Below are 21661 nucleotides of genomic sequence, written 5' to 3'. Positions count from 1 at the left end.
TCCGGCGGAAGTATACTCCTGAGCATTAGGTGACGCTTCTGTTGGGAATTCTCAAACGTCATCACTAGGCCGGCCAATCCTGGGCTCGCAATCGGCGGGTCGGGTGTAGGTCAATAATTTATGCTGCGAAAGTTTGGCGGATCTTGTCGAGGAAGGCGATGATCTTCGCCTGAGCATCGCCGGAGTCCAAGGCCTCAAACGGAAGATAGCCGCGGTAGCCGGAGCGGTCGATGATGGCCTTGATCTTTGTCAGGTCGGTGGGTTCGCTCTTTCCGTTGCGACCCACCTCTTTCTTGATCTGCCACGAGACCGCGTAGGGAACGAGCTTCTCGATCTCGGCGTATGGGTCTCCGGAGCGCAGGCTGCCGATATCGAGGATGCAGGCGAACCAGTCGGAACCAACCGCATCAATGAGCTGAATGGTCTCCGCGGCGGTTTTGAGGAAGTCGTTGTGCTGCTGGACCGCAACGACCACGCCATGCTCCTTGCCGAATGCGGCGCATTCCTGGAAGTCGGAAACCATCCATGCGAGCGCCTGCTCGGAGGTGGCGCCAGTTGGACGCGCTGAGCCGGAAAAGACGCGAATGACCGGGGCGCCGAGTTTGCTGGCGACGACAATCCAGTCCTTGATGAGCTGGACATCCTTCTTTCGGGGTGCCGGGTCCGCGACGGCGAAGTCGTTGTGGACGCCGGTGCCGCTGATGGCGACTCCGTTCACAAAGGCGACGCGCTTCAGGTTGTAGACGTATTCGTCGGTTGGCGCATTGGGATAACCGGGGAAGTAGTATCCGGTGGCATCCAGTGCATCCACTGCCTGCTTCGCGCAGAAATGGACGACATCCGTGAGGCTCATGGAGCCTTCGCGAAGCTGCTTGTTAAATGAATAGGCGTTGAGACCGAGTTTGAGTTTGACACCCGCTTCGCGCTCGATGGTCTCCGTTCGGGCAAAGGCCGAGGCGGGAATGGAAGCCATGGCTGCAAGGGTGGCGGAACCGGCGAGAAACCTGCGGCGATCGATGGTGAACATGCGTGACCTTGCCTTTCGCTCCTACGGTAGTCATCGGTACGGATTGGGTCAAGGGTAGTAGCCACATCCAAACGAAACCTCCGTTAAGGATTTTGATCTAACCATTATTCAGTGGGAAACCAGGCTCGATGCCTTGCTTCTTCTCAGATAGGCCAACCGCCTCAACCTCCACCATCCAGCCGTGTACCTGGAATAATGCTCCATCATCACACCGGACAGTGAAAGTAGAATCAAGATCGCATGTACGACTGATCGGGTCGAAGTCCTCACCTCCGATCACTTCTCCCTCAACGTCGAACCCGCCGCCAGTGCAAATTACTCGCATCACTTCCCTCCCCTCGGCTTGTTTGTGGTTCTTTTTGGCTTCCGTGCTTTCGCTGCAACTTTCAGCTTTACCGGTCCGGACCTAACGATCCGGTCAATGGTGGATTTCGACACACTAAACATCGTTCCAAGCTCCTGTTTCGAATACTGATTGCCATCCCACAATGAGCGAATCTTGCTCATCTGGTCGTTTGCAAGCTTTGGCTTGCGTCCACCCAACCGACCGCGAGCTTTAGCGGCGGCCAGTCCCGCCATAGTCCGCTCCCGGATCAGTTCCCTCTCAAACTCGGCCAGCGATGCGAAGACATGAAAGATCAGGCGTCCTGTAGCATGGCTCGTATCGAACTTCTCCTTCAGCGAGACAAAAGCGACCTTGCGCAGCTGAAGAGTATTCACTATCTCCAACAAATCGGCTAATGACCTTCCTAGGCGATCGAGACGCCACACGATGAGGGTGTCTCCCTCATCCAGCCTGTCAAAGCATCGCGTCAGCTCAGGCCGATCGACATTCCGGCCACTGATCTTCTCCTCGTAGATTCTTTTGCAACCGGCTTCTTCAGCTCCGCGAGCTGAGCCGGGTTCGTCTGGTCGTCCGTCGAAACGCGAGCATATCCAATGACCATGCAAAAAAATATCACAAATAGTGTCATAATCTATTTGTTTGTGACGCGAGTTGTGGTACGACTTAAGAGGATTTATAACTCACGTCAAAAGATGGTTCTAAAACGTTCCATAAACCGTCCTTTGTGATGAAGCTTCAGAATGAGCACTCGCGATTTGAAGCGTATTAGGTTTTAAGTCAGGTACTTGTAGGACGTCATACGGTTACGGAGGCTGCCTCGCTTTTACAGGTCAGCGAACGCCAAATGTACCGACTGGTTGCGAGGTATCAACAGGAAGGCGGCAACGGGATAGCCCACAAGTCACGGATTCGTTTCCCCATCAGGAATCTCCTGAAATGCAACTCGAAACCGGTCGATGTAAGAACTTGAATTCCACTTCAGACTATTTGCTACCATCTCCCGTTCCCTTCAGCGTGACATCGCCGTTCACGGTCCTCGGATCCACCATCAGCATCTTCAGGCGCTCCGCAACATCCTCCGGAACCTCCTTCTGGTAGCGTCCGCCCAGATACTTCGCGAAGAACTCCTCCATCTTCGTCACCATCGCAAGATTGTTGATCGGCCGCGCAAACCCATGCCCCTCATCCGGAGCCACCAGGTACTCCACCGGCTTGCCGTTATCGCGCACCGCCGCCACAATCTGGTTGCTCTCGCGAATGTTCACGCGGGGATCGTTCTTGCCCTGCACCACCACGAGCGGCGTCACAATCGACTTCGCCTTCGTCAGCGGCGACTCCGCAATCAACAGCTCCTTGCCCGCTGGAGTGTTCGGGTCCGCCATGCGCGTATACATCTGCTTGCGCCCCGCTTCCCAGTACGGCGGAATCGCATCAAGCAGCGTAATCAGGTTCGACGGCGCGACGATCGCAAACGCCGCCGCATACACATCCGGAGTGAACGCCACACCGGCCAACGTCGCATAGCCGCCGTACGATCCGCCGGCAATACCCACGCGCTTCGGATCGACGGTGCCGTCTGCAACGAGAGCCTTCGCGCCCCACGTCAGATCGTCCTGCATCTTGCGGCCCCACTCGCCATTGCCCGCGTTCAAAAACTTCTTCCCGTAACCTGTGGACGCGCGGAAGTTCGGCTGCAACACTGCGTATCCGCGATTCGAAAGAAACTGCGCAAAGGTGTCGTAACGGAAAGCATCGCGTCCCCAGGGCCCGCCATGCGGAAACACAATCAGCGGAAGATTCTTTGCAGACAGTCCCTTCGGCAGCGTTAGGTATGCCGGAATCTCCAGGCCATCGGAAGACTTGTAGTGATAGGGCTTGGTTTCCGAGAGCGACACGCGCGGAATCTCCTCGCGAATCCTGTACTGCAGCGCCAGCGTCTTCGCCTTGCGGTCCCACACATACGTCTCGCCCGGCTCTCTGTCATTGAAGGCGTTCAGCACCCAGACGTTCTCGTCGTCCGAGGGAGACCCGAACGTAATCGCCTTGCCCGGCAGCTTCGACTGCAGCCAGTGATACTCCTTCTCGAACTCCTTGTCGTGGAAGTACAGGCGCGGGCGGTCATCCTCATACATCGTGAAGATGATGCGATGGTCGAGTCGCGACGTCACCATCCCCTGCAGGTCCACCCGTCCATCAGGATCGCTCTCCACCTTCGCTGTCGCTCCGCTCACGGGGTCAATCGTCTCGAGCTCGATAAAGTTCATCGCGCCCTTGTTCGTGATCAGGTATCCCTGCTTGTTGTCCGGAGTAAATGCCACCACACCGCACTGCTCCAGCACGTTGCAGCCATAGATCTGCTTGAAGCCGTCTGCCGTAACGCTCAGGATCTCCGTGTCGCCCGCCTGGTTCGTTCGTGCCGCCAGCCTAAGGTCGCCGTTGTTGTCGAAGTCCCATCCAGAGATGTGCTCCGTGTTCTGCCGCACCAGCTTCTTCTCGCCGTTTGAAAGATGCAGCTCATACAGGTCGTGCCAGCGCTTGTCGCGATCGTTCAGCCCGATATACAGGATGTCCGGCTTCGCCTTGGGAGCCGCGTAGATCATCGTGCGCACGCCCTTCAGGTCCGTGAGCGCACGCGTCACCGGAAGCCCCGTCGCGCTCTGCGCCGGAGCAGCGGGATCGATCGCATACACGTTGAAGTTCTCATCGCCCGCGTTGTCCTGCGTGTACAGAACGTACTTCGAGTTGCGCGACCAGAAGTACTCGCCCACCGGACGCGTCTTCTCCCCGCTCAACGGCCGCGCTTTATCGAACGGCTCTCCCGCCTTCTTCACCCAGATATTGCGCACACCCTTGTACGGCTTCAGAAATGAGATCCACTGCCCATCCGGCGAGACCTGTGCTCCCGCAATCTGAACCTCTCCAAAGAAAAGCTGACGGTCGATCAGCGGCGGCTGCTGTGCATGTGCAATCGAAGACATAAGAACGATACTAGCTGTTGCTACACCAACCATCAGCTTCTTCACGGCACACTCCCAGGTAAATTTGCGGCGACTCTGAAGATACCTTACGTTCGCTTGCCCAAACAGTTCGTTCACATGCTCAGCAAACAAATATCACACCCACCAACCGCGGGCAACGAGATCCTCTGTGCGGACTCCAGTCAGGCGAAGGGTCGCGTGGAGCGGGCTAACCGCACCTGCAAGGCCGCCTCGTCAAGGAGCTACGCCTTGAGGAGGTATGCGATATGGTGGCCGGCAACGCTTTCCTGCCCGGGTTCGTCCTGCGATTCAACGAACGCTTCGCGCTGACCGCGACCAAGCCTGAGGATCTGCACCGTCCTCTCAATGTGAAAGCGAATCGCTTGACTGACATCCTGTGCCACCGCGAACAGCGCCATGTCGGTGAGCAGCTCACACTGTCGTACGACCGAAAGCAGATCATCCTCGAACGCAGTGAGCTGTCGGGGAAACTGGCAGGCCATTACGTGGAGGTCTTCTCAGCGCTGCACGGTTATCAGCTATCCAAAAGCCGTAAGTCAAAGTGGTGAAATTGCGAAGTTCAGCCACTTGAGGGAGGCAAGTCCGTTTTCTCCCGCAAGTACCACTCCACCTACGACGACGCATATGATCGCCGTGCTGATCAGAATATACAAAGCAAAGTCCTTTAGACGATTTACCTTTGACGCTCCTGATCGTGGTCTCGAACTCATCTTTATGTTCGGGGATCGCTATCCCTTCGTCCAGGAGTGATCAGAATCTCTCGGAGTTGCGATGCTTTGATAAAAGGCTTACTTCTGACAATGCGTTGCACAAGAAGCCATCTCTCGTCATGCTCGAACGCAACGTTCGTCGTTGTTGATGTGCCATTATGAGTTTCCACGCTGCGCAAGATTGCCACGTAACACCCTGATTCTAAATAGAATTAACCGTAAACGGAGTTTCTAGGCCGTAAATTAACCTTGATTGCGTCTCGGCTCGAATCTATATACGTGATCAGCAAAGTTTGACAAGGAAGCTTTTGCATTTAGGCAGATGTTCGCAATATGCGATCTGGACAGATAGAGGTTTTGCGATGAAGAAGGTGATTTTAATTTTTGCGTTATTGATACTGTCTGCAAAGATACAAGCGCAAGGTGCCGACATCGGAGCCATCATCAACACAGAAATTGCTGCGTGGCTTGCCCGATGTTTTGTACCAATGAGGAGTTAGTGTAGCGCGTTTATCTCTGAGTTCAGATAGCCGCCGTCTGGGGTGTGGAGAAGTGGGAAGCGCGTAGCGGTTTCCACTTCTCCATGCCCCTTGCTTGTTGCGATCATCCGGGCCGCCGGAGCTGGTGGTGTATATCCCAGCGAAGAGTGTGGTCTGACGGTGTTGTAGTGGACGCGCCAGCGTTCTGCCAGCACGCGAAGCTCTTTGATGGAGTAGAAGATCTCTCCGTTGAGGAACTCATCCCGCAGCTTCGAGTTGAAGCTCTCACAGTAGCCGTTCTCCCAGGGAGAGCCGGGTTCGATATACAGTGTCTTTGCTCCTGTGTTCGCCAGCCATTTGCGCAGGTCTTTGGCCACGAACTCGGGCCCATTGTCAGAACGTATGTGCTCGGGAACTCCTTTCCAGACCATGACGTCAGCCAGAGCGCTGATGACCTTGGCCGAACTCCAGCGCCGTTCGGCCCGTATCAGCAGGCACTCCCGGCTGTGCTCGTCGATCAGGTTGAGGATGCGCACACTGCGGCCATCGTGCGTTCGCGCACTCACGAAGTCGTAGCTCCAGACATGGTTCGAGTGTGTCGGCCTGAGCCGCACACACGAGCCATCGTTGAGCCATAACCGCCCTCTCGCCTTCTGCTTCTTTGGTACCTTCAGCCCTTCACGACGCCAGATGCGTTCGACTCGGTCCTTGCCGACCTGCCAGCCGGCTCGCTGGAGTAGCGCCGTGATCCGGCGATACCCATAGCGGCCATACTGGCTGGTAAGGGTAACAATGGCCCGAGTCAGAGCATCCTCGTCTTCACGCTGTGTCGGCCGGTAGCGCTGCGTGCCCCTGGGTTGCCCCAACAGAAGGCACGCATGCCGCTCACTGACTCCATGCTCGCAGGCACGGTTGACCGCATTGCGCCGTCGTTCAGGGCTTAGAAGTTTCCCGAGGCGATGTCCTTCAACACAAGCTTGTCCAGGCTCAACTCAGCGACCAACCGTTTCAGCTTCGCGTTCTCCTGCTCAAGCTCCTTCAACCGCTTCGCCTGATCCACCTGCAGACCGCCATACTCCTTGCGCCAACGGAAGTACGTCTGCTCCACGATTTCCGCTTCCTTGCACGCCTGCGCTGTCGTCTTCCCGTTCGCCACTGCCACTTCAATCTGACGGAGCAGGTTCACCACCTGCTCTGGCTGATACCTCTTACCTCGTGCCATATGCTCTCCTCGTTCCAGTGTGTCTCTTAGTCACTGGTACAAAGCAAGCCGGGCACTCCAATATATCAAAAATTCACCTCATAAATGTGGCAGTGAATAATTTTAATGGAACACCCTCCTCCGCGGCCTATTGGTTCGACAATACGACCTCCTTTACGGAGGGCATGGCTCTCGAAGATATCACGGCGAACAACAACTCCATAGCCATGCGTTTTACTAGGACAGGAGGCACCAATAGTTTTGGGTACACGTCCATACGTGGGTTCCGGGCAGGAGTCAGAACAAATCAAATTGGTATTTCGGTAGAGAACGGAACATTTTTGTATCACAGTTATATCGATGGAATCGTAGAAACCTCTGATGCCAGCGGTACGGTAATGTCGGTAAGTGGTACCGGCAACGTTGGGGGGAACGCTGGCGACGACGTCATCTTCTTGCGAGCAGAATGTGTCAACGCTTCTGGCTCTTGCACTGGAGCTACATTGCTCAAACTTGGTGCAAGCACTCAATTCGTGGCGAATGGGTTCATGAATGCTTTAGGCACGACCATGACGACTTCGATAGCTCCCGGTGCGGTTTTTCACTGGCAAGGAACAAACCAGTTGAATAATACCGGCACTCGCAGCGAATGGGCATTGGATGGCAATCTACGCCTGGTCTGGGGCACTAACACGAGGGTATTAGTTTCTCCAAGTAATCTGCGGGCTACTGGGAGCACTTATGTTATAGGATGGTCGGAAAATCCTACAGCATCTGCGAACTTTCTCGGCGTGTCTCCTTGCTCTGCTGGAGCCGCGAGTTTGTGCGTAGGGAACGGAACCTATGGAGACTCTTCGGCGCTTGTAAAGGCTGGGCAGATTGCGGCCACTCAATTTATCGGTAGCTCTATGACTCCCACAGTCGTCGCAGGGCCCGGAGCTGGCACGTTCCCAACCGGGGTCTCAATCTCTCCTGAGAGTACGAGCCTTTCTGGTGCGGTATCGTTCAGAACCGGTAGTTCTCCTTCAGCCAATTCCGTTGTCACGACAGTTACCTTTGCAGGACCTTTGGCGCAGCCGCCAAACGTTTGTATCCCCGCAGCTCAGACATCCACAGGTTCCCCAGTGCACGACCAGATATTTATCTACCCACCTAGCAATACGGGATTCGTCATGGCCACTGGAACAGTAGCGCTCGAGGCGTCCAGCGATTACCGGATAGGCTACGCATGCTTCTAACGCGTATAGGTCCCAACCATTGTTCGCGTACATCGCCGATACCGATTACTGTGTACGCAAATCCGCGAGCAAGGTGGCCACATCATTGTCAGCTAGAAGCAGGAACATGTAAGAGCTACGGAGCCGAAATCCATTACTGCAGCCAGAGATTTTCGAGAAGGCTTTGACCCGACTGGTCGCCTACACTGAGCGACCTTCTTCCAGCGAACTCTTTCCATACCCTGTATCAGACTCATTTAAATCTCGTTTGTGGATCCCTATCGAACGATGCCCAGTCCATGCTTGAATGGCAACCAATTGAATATAAACGCTTTATACCGTAAAGGAAAGTCGATTGACGGTAAATTAACCTTGCTTGCTTTTCGGATCGGTCATTTACTACGGACGAGTCTTGATTAGGCCAACTGCTCGCCTCTTGTTTCAGGCTGGGTTCGCTCCTTAGTCAGATCTGATCTCTCATTCTTGGAGGCTGCAGTGCACCACAATTCAAAAAACCGCCTCATCTTCGAACCTCTGGCCAAAAGCTCCTGGATTCTTCGGTCGTTGGCTATCGCTCTCCTCCTTTCAAGTGCGTCGATATCCCATGCACAAAGAATTACAGCTTCGCTTGGTGGAATCGTCCGCGACTCAAGCGCCGCAGTAATCCCCAATGCCAGGGTCTCCATCGCCAATACCGGAACCCAGGTGACGACAAAGACTCAGACGAACGCTGAAGGACGGTTCGAGGTGTCCAATCTGCCGCCTGGACCCTACTCCGTCACGGTGGACGCGTCGGGATTCAAGCGCCTCGTCCGGTCAGGTTTGGCATTGAACGTGGATCAGACGGCACAACTGGAAATTGTTCTGGAGGTGGGATCAGCCGCCGAGACAGTCCAGGTGAACTCGGCTGAGCCGCTGCTGGAAACTCAAAGCTCAGACATTGGACAGGTCATCGGCAACAGAAGCATCGAAAACCTGCCGCTGAACCAGAGGAATCCTTTTAGCCTGGCTCTTCTGGTTCCAGGTGTCACAGGATCGGTCAACTCGAGTTTCACCGGTCTTCAGTTCAACGTGAACGGCGCAAGGGCGGGAAATACCGACGTCCTTCTGGATGGAGTTCCCTCCGCTCCTCCGCTGGACAATGTTGCAGTGCTCAGCATCTTTCCCTCGGTGGACGCCACCCAGGAGTTCAAGATGCAGACCAGTAATTTTTCATCGCAGTTCGGGAACGCTGCAGGAGGCATCATGAACATCGTTTACAAGTCAGGCACGAACGATCTGCATGGCAGCGTATACGATTACCTCCGCAACTCGTATCTGGATGCGAACAACTATTTTGCCAACAAGTATGGATTCAAATTGCCGAGTTTCAAGCGGAATCAGTTCGGTTTCAGCCTCGGCGGGCCGGTATATATTCCGAAGCTATACAACGGTCGTAATAAGACGTTTTTCTTTGTTGACTACGAAGGTCTCCGGCAGGACACCGCGAGTACTCTCACGGCAACAGTGCCGACACTGGCTGAGCGCCAGGGAGACTTTTCCGCGCTTACAACGAGTACCGGCGCACCGATTACGATCTACGATCCAGCAACGACCCAGAAGAGCGTCTCCGCCTCAGGAGCTACAACCTATACGCGAACAGCATTTGCTGGAAACAAGATCGATCCAAGCCGTTTTGATGCTGTAGCGGCCAACATTCTCAAGTATTATCCGCTGCCAAATACTCCCGGTGCGTTTGGAAAGAACAATTACTTCGCCAGCGGTTCAGCACCGGTCACGATCAATCAATACGACATCAAGGTGGATGAGATTCTCTCCGATCGTCAGCGCGTGTCGTTCCGCTTTTCGAAGAGAAATCCGACATCAGATTATGCTCATCTATTTCCTGCCGCGATTCAGATAGCACAGAATGCATCAACGGGGGCTCAACCGGCGATTGGTGCCGGGCTGGACTATACCTTTGCCAAGAGTCCAACGTACATCTTCGAACTGCGGGCTGGTGTGAGCCATGTTTATTACAACACCGCAACGGCCGCGGATGGATTTGACCCGACAGCCTTAGGTTTTCCGTCCTATCTGGCATCTGCAGCAGTTGCGAGTTCTTCGACCGCTCTTACCTTTCCCGGAATCGCACCGACCGGATATCTCGCGATCGGTTCTGGCGCCCAGCAAGGTAAAGGGACGTCTGGCTTCCTGACGAACTCATTTCTCATCAACAACACAAAGGTGCTGACGCATCACACGCTCAATTTTGGTGGAGAATTCCGGATTCTCGCAAATAACTCCAACCAAGACGGCACATCGACGGGTGCCTTCAGCTTTGGCACGAACATGACCCAGGGTTCGAACGCTCTGACGGCCTCAAGCACAGCAGGAGACGGGTTCGCCTCGTATCTCCTCGGTCTTGGATCCGGGAGCGTCATTCACTACTTTAAGATCGTCAATACAACCAGCCACTATTTTGCTGCCTACATTCAGGATGACTGGAAGCTGACTAACAAGCTGACTCTCAACATGGGATTAAGGTATGACCTGTTTCGTCCGAGGACTGAGCGCCACAACCAAACGACCTATCTGGACCTTGATGTTCCATCCCCACTTGCTGGGATGACCGGGATCGCTGGGCTAAAAGGGGGTCTGCAGTATGCCGGTGTCAACGGCAATCCGAGGAATACGACCGACCCAAATTACAAAAACTTCTCGCCTCGATTCGGGTTCGCTTATCACCTGACTAACCCGTTAGTTATTCGCGGCGCGTTTGGGATTTACTTTGCCGATAGCCCGAATCAGGCCGCATCTACGGTTCAGAACACAGGCTATCGAGCCACCACCACCTATTTCGGAACACTGGATGGAGCCACGCCTAATAACTATCTCTCCAACCCATTTCCCGGAGGGACATTTGTTCCATCGACAGGAAGCTCCGCCGGTCTTCTTACCGGGACAGGAGGCGGGATCGTTGCTGGCTTGCGCCGTCAGCCTTCTCCGTATTCGGAAAACTATCAATTCGGCATCGAATACCAACTTCCGTCGAACTGGCTGATCGGCGTCTCCTATGTCGGAGCCCACGGTCTGCAACTGCCGTATAGCCCGAGTTACAATCAGCTTCCTGACTCAGCTCTTGCGATGGGCGGTAAGCTGCTGGATACCGTACCGAATCCATTCCAGGGGAAGGTCCAGATCTCCGGGCCGCTCTCAGGGGCTACGGTTCAGAGACGCTATCTGCTCGCACCGTACCCGCAGTTTACGGCCGTCAATGGATATCAGGATATCGGCGCCATCTCGCATTACGATTCGGTGCAGGTACGTGTGGAAAGGCGTTTCACCAACAACGCCACGCTTCTTGTTGCCTACACAGGCGGCAAGTCGCTGGATGATTATTCCATCAGCAATTCGAACTTTGGCTCGAACGGTGTTTATCAAGATGCGAGTATTCCACTCAAGCAGGACTCGTATTCTCTCTCAACCTTCGATATATCTCGCAACCTGGTTATTAGTGGCGTTTACGGTCTTCCATTCGGGCGTGGCGAACGGTTTGGACACAACTGGAACCGCGTGGTCGACGCGATTCTCGGCGGATACCAGTTCAATGGAATCTACTCTGCGCACAATGGAACTCCGCTCGCCTTCTCTGCCAATAACGTAGCTAACATCTTCAACCCCGGGGAACGCCCCAACTGGAACGGGCAGAAAGCAAGTCTGGGAGGGTCGGTGCAGAGCCGGTTTAACAAGTACTTCAACACAGCGGCTTTCTCACAACCAGCAACCTACACCTTAGGAAATATGTCGCGGACTTCGGGCTACCTCCGCAATCCAGGCCTGCAGAATCTCGACATCTCAATATTCAAACAATTCTCTTTGACGGAAAGATTCAAAGCAGTTGTGCGGGGCGAGGCGTTCAATGCCTTCAATACGCCAGCCTTTTCAGGACCAGATACGAGTGTGTCAAGCTCAACCTTTGGCGGCAATATTTCTTCGCAAGTCAACTCCCCACGTCAGATCCAGGTCGCATTGAAGATCTTATTTTGAACCGCGAACACAAGATGCCCAGATTTCATTGGCTTTGTTGGCCTCCGGCCTCTACCTTGCCGACGCTCATTTCAGATAGAAAGAAATCTCTATGAGGTCTAAGAATAGTGCGCTTCAGAAAGCAGTCCAGATGAGAGAAGCCATCCACCCATTCGCATCATTTCGTCAGTGGAACCTATTCAGAACAGCGTTGATACTCGCCCTGTTGGCGCCTCTCTTTGTCCACCTTTCAGCTTCGCTATGCTTTGGAACCTTACATCTATACCGAAGCACGCCGCACCTACGATACCGGTACCGCCTTCGTACATCCGCTCTATTATGACTATCCGGAAGCCGCCGAGGCTTATAGCGACAAAGGAGAGTATGCATATGGCGACTCTATGATTGTCTCGCCGATCACTCATGCCGTTGATCCCTCAACTCAGTTAGCGAAGCAAAGTGTCTGGATACCAAACGGAGAGTGGATCGAATGGACTTCGGGCAAACATCTCTCGGGTCCTGCAATGGTGGAACGTTCGTTCTCGATTCGTCAGGTCCCGGTCTATCTGCGCGCCGGCGCAATCGTTCCAATGCAGCCGCCTATGCAATATACCGGCCAGAAGCCTGTCGATCCTCTCATCCTGAATGTCTGGCCGCTGGCTGATGGACAGTCTTCGTCTTACACACTTTACGAAGATGGAAGTGACTCAGAGGCTTATAAGCGTGGTGTCTTCGCGCTTATGCCTATCTCTGCGACGCAATATGGCGATACGCTCACGGTTGAGATCACGCCTGTTCGGGGCAACTATCCCAGCATGCCGTCGAGTCGTGGCTATGAACTACGCTTACCCGCCGACTGGCCACCTGAAGCTGTTCTAGCCAACGGCCAGGCACTCACATTTCGGCCCTCAGACTCAAACACGCCTGGGTGGGCCTATGACGGCAACACTCTTTCGACGATCATTCTTGTCGCTTCGCATCCTGTAACAGAGGCGGTCCACATCGAAGTTCGTCGTGGTCCAGGTTCTCTGTCGACACGCACAAAGCTCGATGGGTTTGCCGGAGCTGTTGTTCGGCTCCACTCCGCCTACGACACCCTAAACCAGGAATGGCCCTTTGCATGGTCCCCCGATCCTCTCATCGAAGGCGACCGAATCAGCTACCGCCCTGAAACAGCGCGCGAGGAGCTATCCCATTTTGCCCAAAGGTACTCTGCTGCGAAGGCTTCCGTGCAACAACTCCTTGATCCGGTCGCACATCTTCCCAGCGATCAGCTTTCAAAGCAGCTCGTGAAGTACAACAGCAGCCAGATCGTCCCCGAACGCGCCCAACATTACCGGGTGTCCTTAGAATCTGCACTAGTTCAACTGAACGATGGCACACCGCAATGAAGTGAGCTTGGCACCAATTTCCGCTCAGGAATTTATGGGGGCGCTTCTCGTGGCAATGACGTCGAATTTGCTCGGTGCACCTTGCAGCGAGTGAACACGAAGAAAAATTTCAATAGCTTGCGATTTGCCAGCGTCCTGATTATTCACTCTACGTAAGAGCGGAACAGATAAATCTCCATCGAAGACAAGTTGTGCGGCCGCTTCGTTGGAGTCCATCACGGATCCATTGAGAAGAAGAACATAACCCGTCTTGGTTAGATTAGGGACAAGCGCGATGTCAACATAGCTCAGGTAGTCTCCGTGCGGCTCCTGTTGATTGGAATAAGTCTTCTGTTCACCACTTTGAGGATTCTTATTCACAAAATGAAACAGATGGGTTTGTTTATCTTCTTCAAGGGCGAAGTTGAGTTGAGGTTCAAAGAGAGATGTCCAGGGATTTCCTCTACGGCTTCCGATGAGAATGAAGTTGCCCTTCTCAAAGTCGCGCACGCTCATATAGCGCGCATACCGTAGTGTCGATAGAGTTCCGAGTTGCTGAGCCAACTCTTCGCATCGCCAGGCGATGGTGAGGTCTCCAAGACTTGTATAGCGGCCATTGGCAGCGTTCTCGAGGGCGACACGCAGTTCCGCATTGGAGGCATACTGAAGAAGATTAAGTGGATACTGACCACTTATATAGTCACTGATCGAGATGTCAGTATGCAGGGTATTTTGCAGGAGGACAAGACTTGAGTCCGTTGTCACGATGGATAACGGTGATCTCGCAACAAAGATGCGCTGCTCAATAATATTTCGAGGCAAAGCCTTCGTCGCAGCGAGAGAGGGCGATGTCGATGTCAATCTACTAAAACAAATCACCGCTCCAATTCCAAGAGCGAACGCCATTAGAAGCCGGTACCATTGAACACTTGGCTGCGACCCCAGAGTCCATGACGATACAGCAAGGGGTTTCTCGGAAAGATCCGAAGCAAAAGATTCGATGTCTCGTTGGCTGCGCGTGTAAAAAAGGATTGGCGTTCGCTTCTGGTTAACTCTCGACGAGAGAGATTCGGTCACGAAGGTAGAATGAGGCTCTGTTAGAGCCTGTTCCGTCTTGCAGACAGCATCGTCACGAAGATCTTTCTTCTGCTTTGGTAGGAAGCGGGGGACGTAAGTCCCTTTGGGAATCACCAGGACATAGGATTCGTCGCAACCCTCGGTCGCAAAATATTGATCCAGTTTCTTTCGAAGATGTCCGGCCTGGACCCTGACGATATTGTCATCATTCGGGTTGAATCCTTCTCTTCGTCCAAGCACCTTGCATGCAATTTCATGCTCAGGGATTGCGATCCCTTCGTTCAAAAGAACCTGGTGTGTCACATAGATCAGAATTTCCCGAAGTTGCGACGCTCTGACGAAAGGCTTGCTTCTAACGATGCGTTGTACGAGAAGCCATCTCTCGTCCTGCTCGAATGAAAACTTCGTCGCTGTTGTTTCGGACTTCGGAAGAGTTGCCACGTGACACCCTGACTTTAAACAGTACTTTCTCTATGGGCGGTATTGCGATCCATCAGGTTTAGGGCTTCGAACGAGAACTATATACCTGCTCTGAGAACTTGACAAGGATGTGTTTGGTTGGCAGTAACTCACCTCATGCCAGAGACGGGATCGAACCACCACCGCCGGCCTTTTCAGGCGCCTTCCAATTCAGCTAAGCGGTTTAGAATGAGTGTATGTAACTGAAAGTAAATAGATTATACCGAGCCGATTTAGGATCCTGTGGGACTGTTCGGGATGTTTTCGGGTTATCGATGTACGCTATTTGTACGTCGCCATCACGAACATCCTTATACGGCACTGTTGCATTAACTTTCTTGCACAGCCTGTAGCGGTCCGACCGTGATCAGTCACACCATTACTTGTATGCTGATTGCCTAATTGCGAGTTGATGCAACATTGCCCGAAAAGGCTGCAGAGCAGTGGCAACTCGACCATCGTTATCAGCTCTTCGAGTCCACGACGCCTTAGCTTCCTCTCAGGAGATAACGTCCAGGCAGTCACATCTCCACTGTGCTGCCCGGACCTTGTTATTGGCCGCCGTGTCTCACCTTCCAGAAGGCAGAAAGATGATGCACGACGGACTTCCCGCAGGCACATACTGCCCGATAAACTTAGGCACCCCGGATCCGCGATCGATCCGGAACGACGTAAGGTTATCGCTGCGCTGATTACAGGAGTAAAGGAAGTTGCCTGTTGGATCGATCGTGAACTGCCTGGGATAATCACCCCGCGTAGCAGCCTCTCCGACATATTTAAGTTCGCCCTTGAAATTCACCGCGAAGACGGCAATGCCGTCGTACAGACGGTTCGCCACGTAGAGAAAACGTCCGTCGTCAGAGAATCGCAGCTCCGATGCAAAGCTCGTTCCTGCAAAGCCTGGAGGCAAGGCCGAAATGGTTTGCTGCGAAATGAGACCGCCGGAAGTGGAGTCGTAGCTGAAAAACGTTAAAGTCGAGGCCTCTTCCTGAATCGAGTAGAGCCAACGTCCATTGGGATGAAACGCAAGGTGCCTGGGGCCGTCGCCCGGAGGAAGAGCGACAAAGGGAACCTCTGCCGGAGTAAGTTTGCCTGATACCGGATTGAGGCTGTAAACATAGATCCGGTCCTGCCCCAGGTCGGTCTGCAGTACAAATTTGTTGTTTGGATCTGGAATGGCACAGTGCACGTGCGGAGCATCGTGCCCGCTGAAGGCAAAGCTGCCTGGAGGAGCGTTCGTCGCCGTCGTCGGTCCGACGTCGCCTACATCGGTCTTTACATCGACAGCCGTACCCACAGACCCATCCTCATTCACGGGAATCACAGCGAGCGTGCCTCCCCCATAGTTACACACGAAGAGAAATTTCCCCGACGCGTCCAGGCTCAGAAAGGTCGCGCCGGCGCCCTGCGAGCTGACTGTATTGATTAGCGTCAGATCTCCCGTCTGACGATTGACCGAAAAGGCGCTCACCGATCCGCTGTTCCCTTCAAAATTTGAGACTTCATTGACCGTATAGAGAAATCTTCCCGAGTGCGATGCGGCTAGAAACGATGGACTGGGAGTTGAAGCTGCCAGTTTGAGGAGCTTCAATTCGCCGGTGATCGGTTGGCTCTGGTAGAGATAGATTCCTTCTCCGTTACCGCCATTGCCGACTGTGTAGGTGCCCAGATAAGCGAAGCGAGGGGAGCCGAAATCGCCTCCACCCCAGAAGGTCGATGCGTCTGGCTGCTGTGCCCTCGCGATCGGCACAGAGGCTGCCTGCGCGGCGACGGCTGCGGCTGCCGCTCCTTTAAGAAAACCCCGGCGCGAAACATGACCGGAGAAAGACGTTTTATCGAGGGTGACATCCTTGGACATGTTCATTCTCCTCTTTCCTTGGGAGGCGCAGGAATCAAAGACGGTTTCTGCGTCTGAAATTAGATTGAAGATGACTGGAACGAACAGCGGTGGTTCAGGCGGGAGTCTTTCATTGCGGAGTGACGGCCTCAATGAAGATTCACCCACCAACAATCGGACTCTCCTGGTAACTTTGTCAAGTTCACCGCTTCACGGAATTCAAATCCTGTCTGACTCCCAATCAAGCAGAGCTGTTCCCGGAATAAACTAGGCAATCGGAGATGATCGGCGAACGTGCTCTTCTGAGAGCTGGTCGTTATCCGTCAAGCAAATCGTTTTCAATGTCTGCCAGCATTTCGCCGGCTGGCGCATACTGAGGGTTCCCATTCCCTCGTTTGTAAGCATTCAAGAGTTCGCTAGTCGCCATCTTCGACAGATCATCAAGAGAGGCAATGCACGAAGCCATCAAACTCCATGCCTTCGTTTAGGCTAATGTAAGTAGGCTTGTGATCTTTACGTATTTATAGGTTTCGGTACTTCCGGATGGACGGGAACCCTTGGAGCCAGTTTTCTTTGATTTCTTTTTCGGCTGCCGAATATATCCGTTTTCGTCATGGTGGGGAAACAGGAGCTTTGCCTTAACCGCGTGCGAGATAGAGCAGTTGTACTCTTGTTTCCAAATGATCAAGTCGAGGAGTGGCAGAACATTTTCTTCTCGGAGCGATTTTTGTGATCGCCGAAGGTGGCCACAATAACTTTGCACTTGGTGGCCGCATAACGTTGCACTGGGTGGCAGAATTGATTGCATTCAGCAGTTCCCCGAAGGAAACGTCATCTTATGGCGCTACACCGAGGGGATAAGTTCATCCTTTGGGTACATCGAATGTCAGCTTATGAGCGATGTGAGGCTGACAACTCCTTGAAAGCACTATAAGGGGAAAGTCGCGTTATGGTGCATCGCACACTCTGTGTGTGGTTTGCACCATAAGTTGAAATTGTGACCCCATAAAATGAAACTCAGGCTGTAGCCATCCCAAAAGACAAAAGGGGCCGCAGCTTTATTTCCAGTTGTGTCTGCATGTCAGCGCGCATGTGGTTCCACATCAAATCGGCACTGCGCAATCTGCTCCGCGGTCAACGGGTCGAGTCTGAGCTCGACGACGAAATTGCGAGTTACGTTGCTGCCGTAACCGACGAAAAGATCGCTACGGGACTCGCTCCCGAAGAAGCCCGCCGCGCGCTCGCCGAATGCGGCGGAACCGAGCACGTCAAGCAGGCCGTCAGGAACAGTCGCGCCGGCACGCTCGTCGAGTCCCTCCGCCAGGACATTCACTTCGGAATACGCCAGCTGAGCCGCAATCCCGCCTTCGCCTGGACCGCAATCATCACGCTTGCGCTCGGTATCGGCGCGACAACCGCAATTTTTCCGCAGTCTACGCGCTGTTACTTCGCCCTCTCCCTATCCGGGCTCAGACAGATTGATGCTGATTTACTAGCACACAAAATATGACGACATGTCTTCCATGCTCGGACAAGATTTCGTGGCCGCGCAACCGGCTCTTCGGTCGTTTGAGTCGGTGGCCGGATATATGAACGATGGCGACCAGAATCTAACCGGCGCAGGCGCTCCGATGCGCGTGTCGGTGATTGGCTCTGTTGCATTAACTTTTCGAGCCACAAGCTGTAGGGGGTGAAGGTTGCGCTTGCCCGCTACAGCTTGTATGCCGAGAAGCTAATTTTGAGTTAATGCAACAGAGCCCGTGATAGTGCCTGAAAGCACATAAGCTGAATTGGTAAATGGATGGGTATGCCAGGGTAAAGCTGTACGTGGTGGAATTGTCACCTTAATTGTCGTGAGCTGCGGTTGCCCGGTGGGGTGTTCCTCTTCTGAATGGAGAACAGAAATCATGTTGGTACGCGCAGCATTTCTTGCCGGCACTCCGCTTGCCACCAGTGCAATTAGCGTCATCAGGGCCCAGGCGAGCGAGAGCGAAACGGGATCGTGCACCTTGACGCCGACGAGCATGCTGGCCGAGAGACGATCAAGAAACCAGGCGCCGGTGATGCCGATGACACCGCCGGCGAGGATGAGACGCATGGCCTGCGAGACGGTGAGACGCAACAGCTCAGGACGCGATGAGCCGAGGGCGAGACGGATCGCCATCTCCTTTCGGCGCTGGCTGACCCAGTAGGTGAATACTCCATAGACGCCGACGCCAGCGAGCACCATGGCGAGCGCGGCGAAGGAAACGATCAACAGCATGATGAGCCGCCGCTGGGCGAGCGATTGCGAGAGGCGGCTCTGCATTGTTGCTACATCGAAAAGCGGCTGCGCTGGGTCGATGTCGATGACGGCCTTGCGCATGGCCGCGGTCAGCGAGGCAGGTTCTACGCTGGTGCGCAGTAGGATGTTCACCTCGTGATATGGCGCCCGGTCAAACGGCAGATAGATGACGGGCCGGACGTCCGCTTCCAGGCCGTCGTAGCGTACATCCTGCACGATGCCGACGACGGTGTTGGGGATGAAGTTGCCGTCGATGTTGATTCTGAATTGTTTGCCGAGCACGTCGCCGCTGAGATACTTACGGGCGAACGCCTGATTGACGATGGCAACGGGAACCGCGGCATCGCTATCTTGATAGGTGAAGGTGCGTCCCCGGAGCAGGCGCGTGCCTGTGACGGCGAAATATTCAGGACTGATGCTGATGGTGTAGGCCCCGGGCCGCTGTCCGACGGGAAGTGGCGGTCCATCTCCGAACGCTAGAGTTCTGTCCCAGCCGTTGTCTTCAAGCGGAAGCGCGCTGCCGATGGCCGCCACCTTCACCCCGGGCAGCACTTGCAATTGCTGCAGCAGTTGTTGCGCAAAAGCTTTCGCCTTTTCCGGCTCCTCGGAGAGGTTACGCTGCATTTTCGCAGTGAGGCACTGGCGCGGATCAAAGCCAGTGCCATTTTGAAGTACATGCGCAAAGCTACGGATCAACAGACCCGCGCCGGTGAGCAGCAGCACGGCAAGACCGATCTCTAAGACGAGCAAAACGCTGCGTAACCGCCGCTGCGGGCGGCCCGAGGAGACGCCGCGTGCTGCGCCCTGGAGCGAGGTGCGCAGATCGGTGCGCGAGGAGTCGATGGCCGGAGCAAGGCCGAAGAGAATTGTGGTCAAGAGCGCGAGGCCTGCTGTTAATGCGAGAACCCAGCTATTAACTTCGACGGCGGCGCTCAGCTTGCCGAACGGCGCCCGGAGCAGATCCGCAACCGGCGAGCCGGAGGAAAATTCGCCGGGCAAGCTGCTGTGGCGGATGAGCCATGTGACTGCGACAGCGATTGCGAGGCCGAGCACGGAGGCGATTACCGAGAGCGTGAGGTTTTCAACCAGCGACTGGCGGATGAGCCGCAGGCGGCCGGCACCGAGCGCGCCGCAACACGAGGCTGGCGAGCTGGCTGGGCCGATGCTGACGCGGGATGCCGCAGCTCGCAGGAGTCCTCGTTCAGGCGGATAGCGTAACAAAGGAACAGCTATGAGGCGTAAGAAAGTCCTAGAATGGGTGCCTCAAAACGCTTTCAAATTCCGGAAGGTGAAGCCACAGTCGTCGACAGCATCCAATTAGCTGGAGATGTCTCCATATCGAATCAAATTGGATGGCGGTTCAGTACGGACAGGCTGAAGGTTCGAGACGGCATCCCTGGACAACCTGGTCGCGAAGATGCGGCGCTGACAAAACAACGGTTCTCCGCGGATTGACGTTGGTCCTCATAATGTGTAGCGATCGAGGCAGTCGCAACTGATATACGTGTCTATTGTACTGTTTCCGTTAGCCGCAGGCGAAGAGAACGATGGCTCAAGGATGTTGAGAGGCTTGGAGACGCGCAACTTAAAAATAAACACGTTTCTGTTTCAAATACCTCTCACATGAGGTGACCACGAATACCGAGAACGGGGCAATTGGCTTCTCGGATGACGTAAGAGATAGTGGACCAAGGCGCGTGATCCGCGAGCATTCGATCGCGAAAACCAACCACGATTATGCTGGCGCGCTCAGTCCTGGCTATCATTGCAATGGTTTCAGCCGGCTTGCCGTATTCCAGAAGGATCTTGGTCTTGCAGTAGCGCTCCACATCGGAAGGAAGGAGTTGAGCAACTTCCTGTCGACTACGGCTCCTGACCAGTTCGCGCTCGTTATGATCCTTGAAGTTCGGATTCATGACGTGGAGAACGGTCAGCTTACCGTGAAAGCGCTCGGATAATCCGGACGCATATTGCGCGCCACGAAGTCCGGTTGTATTGAGGTCAGTGGCGAAGAGTACGGATCGGAACGGATGTTGTTCAGGCTTGCAGTTTGGTCCCACGATCATGGTCGGACACGTTGCTTGATGCATTACTGCCTCGGCAACCGAGCCCAGAACTAATCGCTTTAATCCGCTGGCGCCGTGTGATCCTACGACGATGAGATCCGCGTTCTCTTCTTTCGAAACCCGATTGATAAGGTCGATTGCTTGGGAAGAGGCCACAACCACTTTGGGCATTAAAGCGCTAAGTCCGGGTTCGCTCTGAACAAGCTGCTGCATTTCTTCTGTCTCGGCCTCGAGGTCTGCATCGGGCGGCGGCCCAGTCTCGACACAATATGGGATAGGTGCGCATGCATGAACGAGAGAAAGCTTCGCACCGAAGAGCTGGCAAAGGATAATAGCTGTTTTCAGAGCCTGATTCGCGGCTTTCGAGAAGTCAGTCGCGACGAGAATCCGGCTAAATATGATCTCGCTTGTCGCCAGGTGTGGTGTTTGATCGGTTATGGAAACGTTCCCGACAGGCTTCATAGCCATAAGAAACTCCCTTCTAGGTAGCTAATTACGGGAGTCCCGACGTGAAATAAGCATACTACTCACCAAGGACTTTCGGTAGCCGATCTGTGGTCGAATGGTTGCAAATCGCCTCG

General features: G+C 54.3%; 12 protein-coding genes and 2 pseudogenes. 5 read left to right on the top strand and 9 right to left on the bottom strand.

What is annotated here, in order from left to right; all coding sequences use genetic code 11:
* Positions 1-118: 118 nt before the first annotated feature.
* Both BDD14_RS29655 and BDD14_RS29650 read right to left on the bottom strand, forming a co-directional pair.
* Entirely contained in the window at positions 119-1027 is a 909-nt protein-coding gene (locus BDD14_RS29655; protein WP_207231937.1) for a sugar phosphate isomerase/epimerase family protein, read from the bottom strand.
* A 324-nt stretch (positions 1028-1351) separates the two neighbouring features.
* Positions 1352-1978 carry a recombinase family protein gene (locus BDD14_RS29650; RefSeq protein ID WP_207231936.1) on the bottom strand — a complete coding sequence of 209 codons (627 nt, stop codon included), beginning with the start codon at positions 1976-1978 and terminating at the stop codon, positions 1352-1354.
* A 179-nt stretch (positions 1979-2157) separates the two neighbouring features.
* Here BDD14_RS29650 and BDD14_RS34900 point away from each other — a divergent pair.
* Positions 2158-2343: pseudogene (locus tag BDD14_RS34900) on the top strand (helix-turn-helix domain-containing protein); the annotation flags it as partial.
* A 13-nt stretch (positions 2344-2356) separates the two neighbouring features.
* Here the strand turns inward: BDD14_RS34900 and BDD14_RS29640 are convergent.
* Positions 2357-4396 carry a S9 family peptidase gene (locus BDD14_RS29640; protein WP_242618380.1) on the bottom strand — a complete coding sequence of 680 codons (2040 nt, stop codon included), beginning with the start codon at positions 4394-4396 and terminating at the stop codon, positions 2357-2359.
* Between the two features lie 114 nt (positions 4397-4510).
* Between BDD14_RS29640 and BDD14_RS29635 the strand changes: the two are divergent.
* Positions 4511-4884 (top strand): annotated as a pseudogene (locus BDD14_RS29635) (ISNCY family transposase); the annotation flags it as partial.
* Between the two features lie 694 nt (positions 4885-5578).
* Here BDD14_RS29635 and BDD14_RS29630 read toward each other — a convergent pair.
* A protein-coding gene (locus BDD14_RS29630) for an IS3 family transposase (RefSeq protein WP_130420958.1) occupies positions 5579-6783 on the bottom strand; the annotation gives its coding sequence in 2 pieces (ribosomal slippage) (positions 5579-6516 and positions 6516-6783; 1206 coding nt in all).
* A 1691-nt stretch (positions 6784-8474) separates the two neighbouring features.
* On the opposite strand from BDD14_RS29630, the gene BDD14_RS29625 reads away from it, so the two are divergent.
* Positions 8475-12008, top strand: a complete 3534-nt coding sequence (locus BDD14_RS29625; RefSeq protein ID WP_165420410.1) for a TonB-dependent receptor — start codon at positions 8475-8477, stop codon at positions 12006-12008.
* Between the two features lie 218 nt (positions 12009-12226).
* Positions 12227-13378, top strand: a complete 1152-nt coding sequence (locus tag BDD14_RS29620; protein WP_130424939.1) for a glycoside hydrolase family 31 protein — start codon at positions 12227-12229, stop codon at positions 13376-13378.
* A gap of 24 nt (positions 13379-13402) precedes the next feature.
* On the opposite strand, the gene BDD14_RS29615 is transcribed toward BDD14_RS29620, so the two are convergent.
* The 3 genes from BDD14_RS29615 to BDD14_RS34895 form a co-directional block, all read right to left on the bottom strand.
* Positions 13403-14719, bottom strand: coding sequence for a hypothetical protein (locus BDD14_RS29615; protein ID WP_130424937.1), 1317 nt, complete (start codon positions 14717-14719; stop codon positions 13403-13405).
* Positions 14720-15461: 742 nt separating this feature from the next.
* A complete protein-coding gene (locus BDD14_RS29610; protein ID WP_130425209.1) occupies positions 15462-16751 on the bottom strand; it encodes a lactonase family protein in 1290 nt (429 codons plus the stop codon).
* Positions 16752-17214: 463 nt separating this feature from the next.
* Positions 17215-17538, bottom strand: coding sequence for a DUF6387 family protein (locus BDD14_RS34895; RefSeq protein ID WP_423201825.1), 324 nt, complete (start codon positions 17536-17538; stop codon positions 17215-17217).
* A gap of 270 nt (positions 17539-17808) precedes the next feature.
* Between BDD14_RS34895 and BDD14_RS29605 the strand changes: the two genes are divergently transcribed.
* On the top strand, positions 17809-18240 hold the full coding sequence (locus BDD14_RS29605) for a permease prefix domain 1-containing protein (protein ID WP_130424935.1): 432 nt from the start codon (positions 17809-17811) through the stop codon (positions 18238-18240).
* 222 nt (positions 18241-18462) lie between these two features.
* Here BDD14_RS29605 and BDD14_RS29600 read toward each other — a convergent pair whose 3' ends face one another.
* The gene (locus BDD14_RS29600) at positions 18463-20235 is read right to left on the bottom strand and encodes an FtsX-like permease family protein (RefSeq protein ID WP_130424933.1); all 1773 of its coding nucleotides are present in this window, start codon (positions 20233-20235) and stop codon (positions 18463-18465) included.
* A gap of 398 nt (positions 20236-20633) precedes the next feature.
* A complete protein-coding gene (locus BDD14_RS29595; RefSeq protein WP_130424931.1) occupies positions 20634-21548 on the bottom strand; it encodes a universal stress protein in 915 nt (304 codons plus the stop codon).
* Positions 21549-21661: the final 113 nt, after the last annotated feature.

The sequence above is a fragment of the Edaphobacter modestus genome, assembly GCF_004217555.1.
Lineage (GTDB): Bacteria > Acidobacteriota > Terriglobia > Terriglobales > Acidobacteriaceae > Edaphobacter > Edaphobacter modestus.
This window is presented reverse-complemented; position numbering and strand designations above follow the sequence as displayed.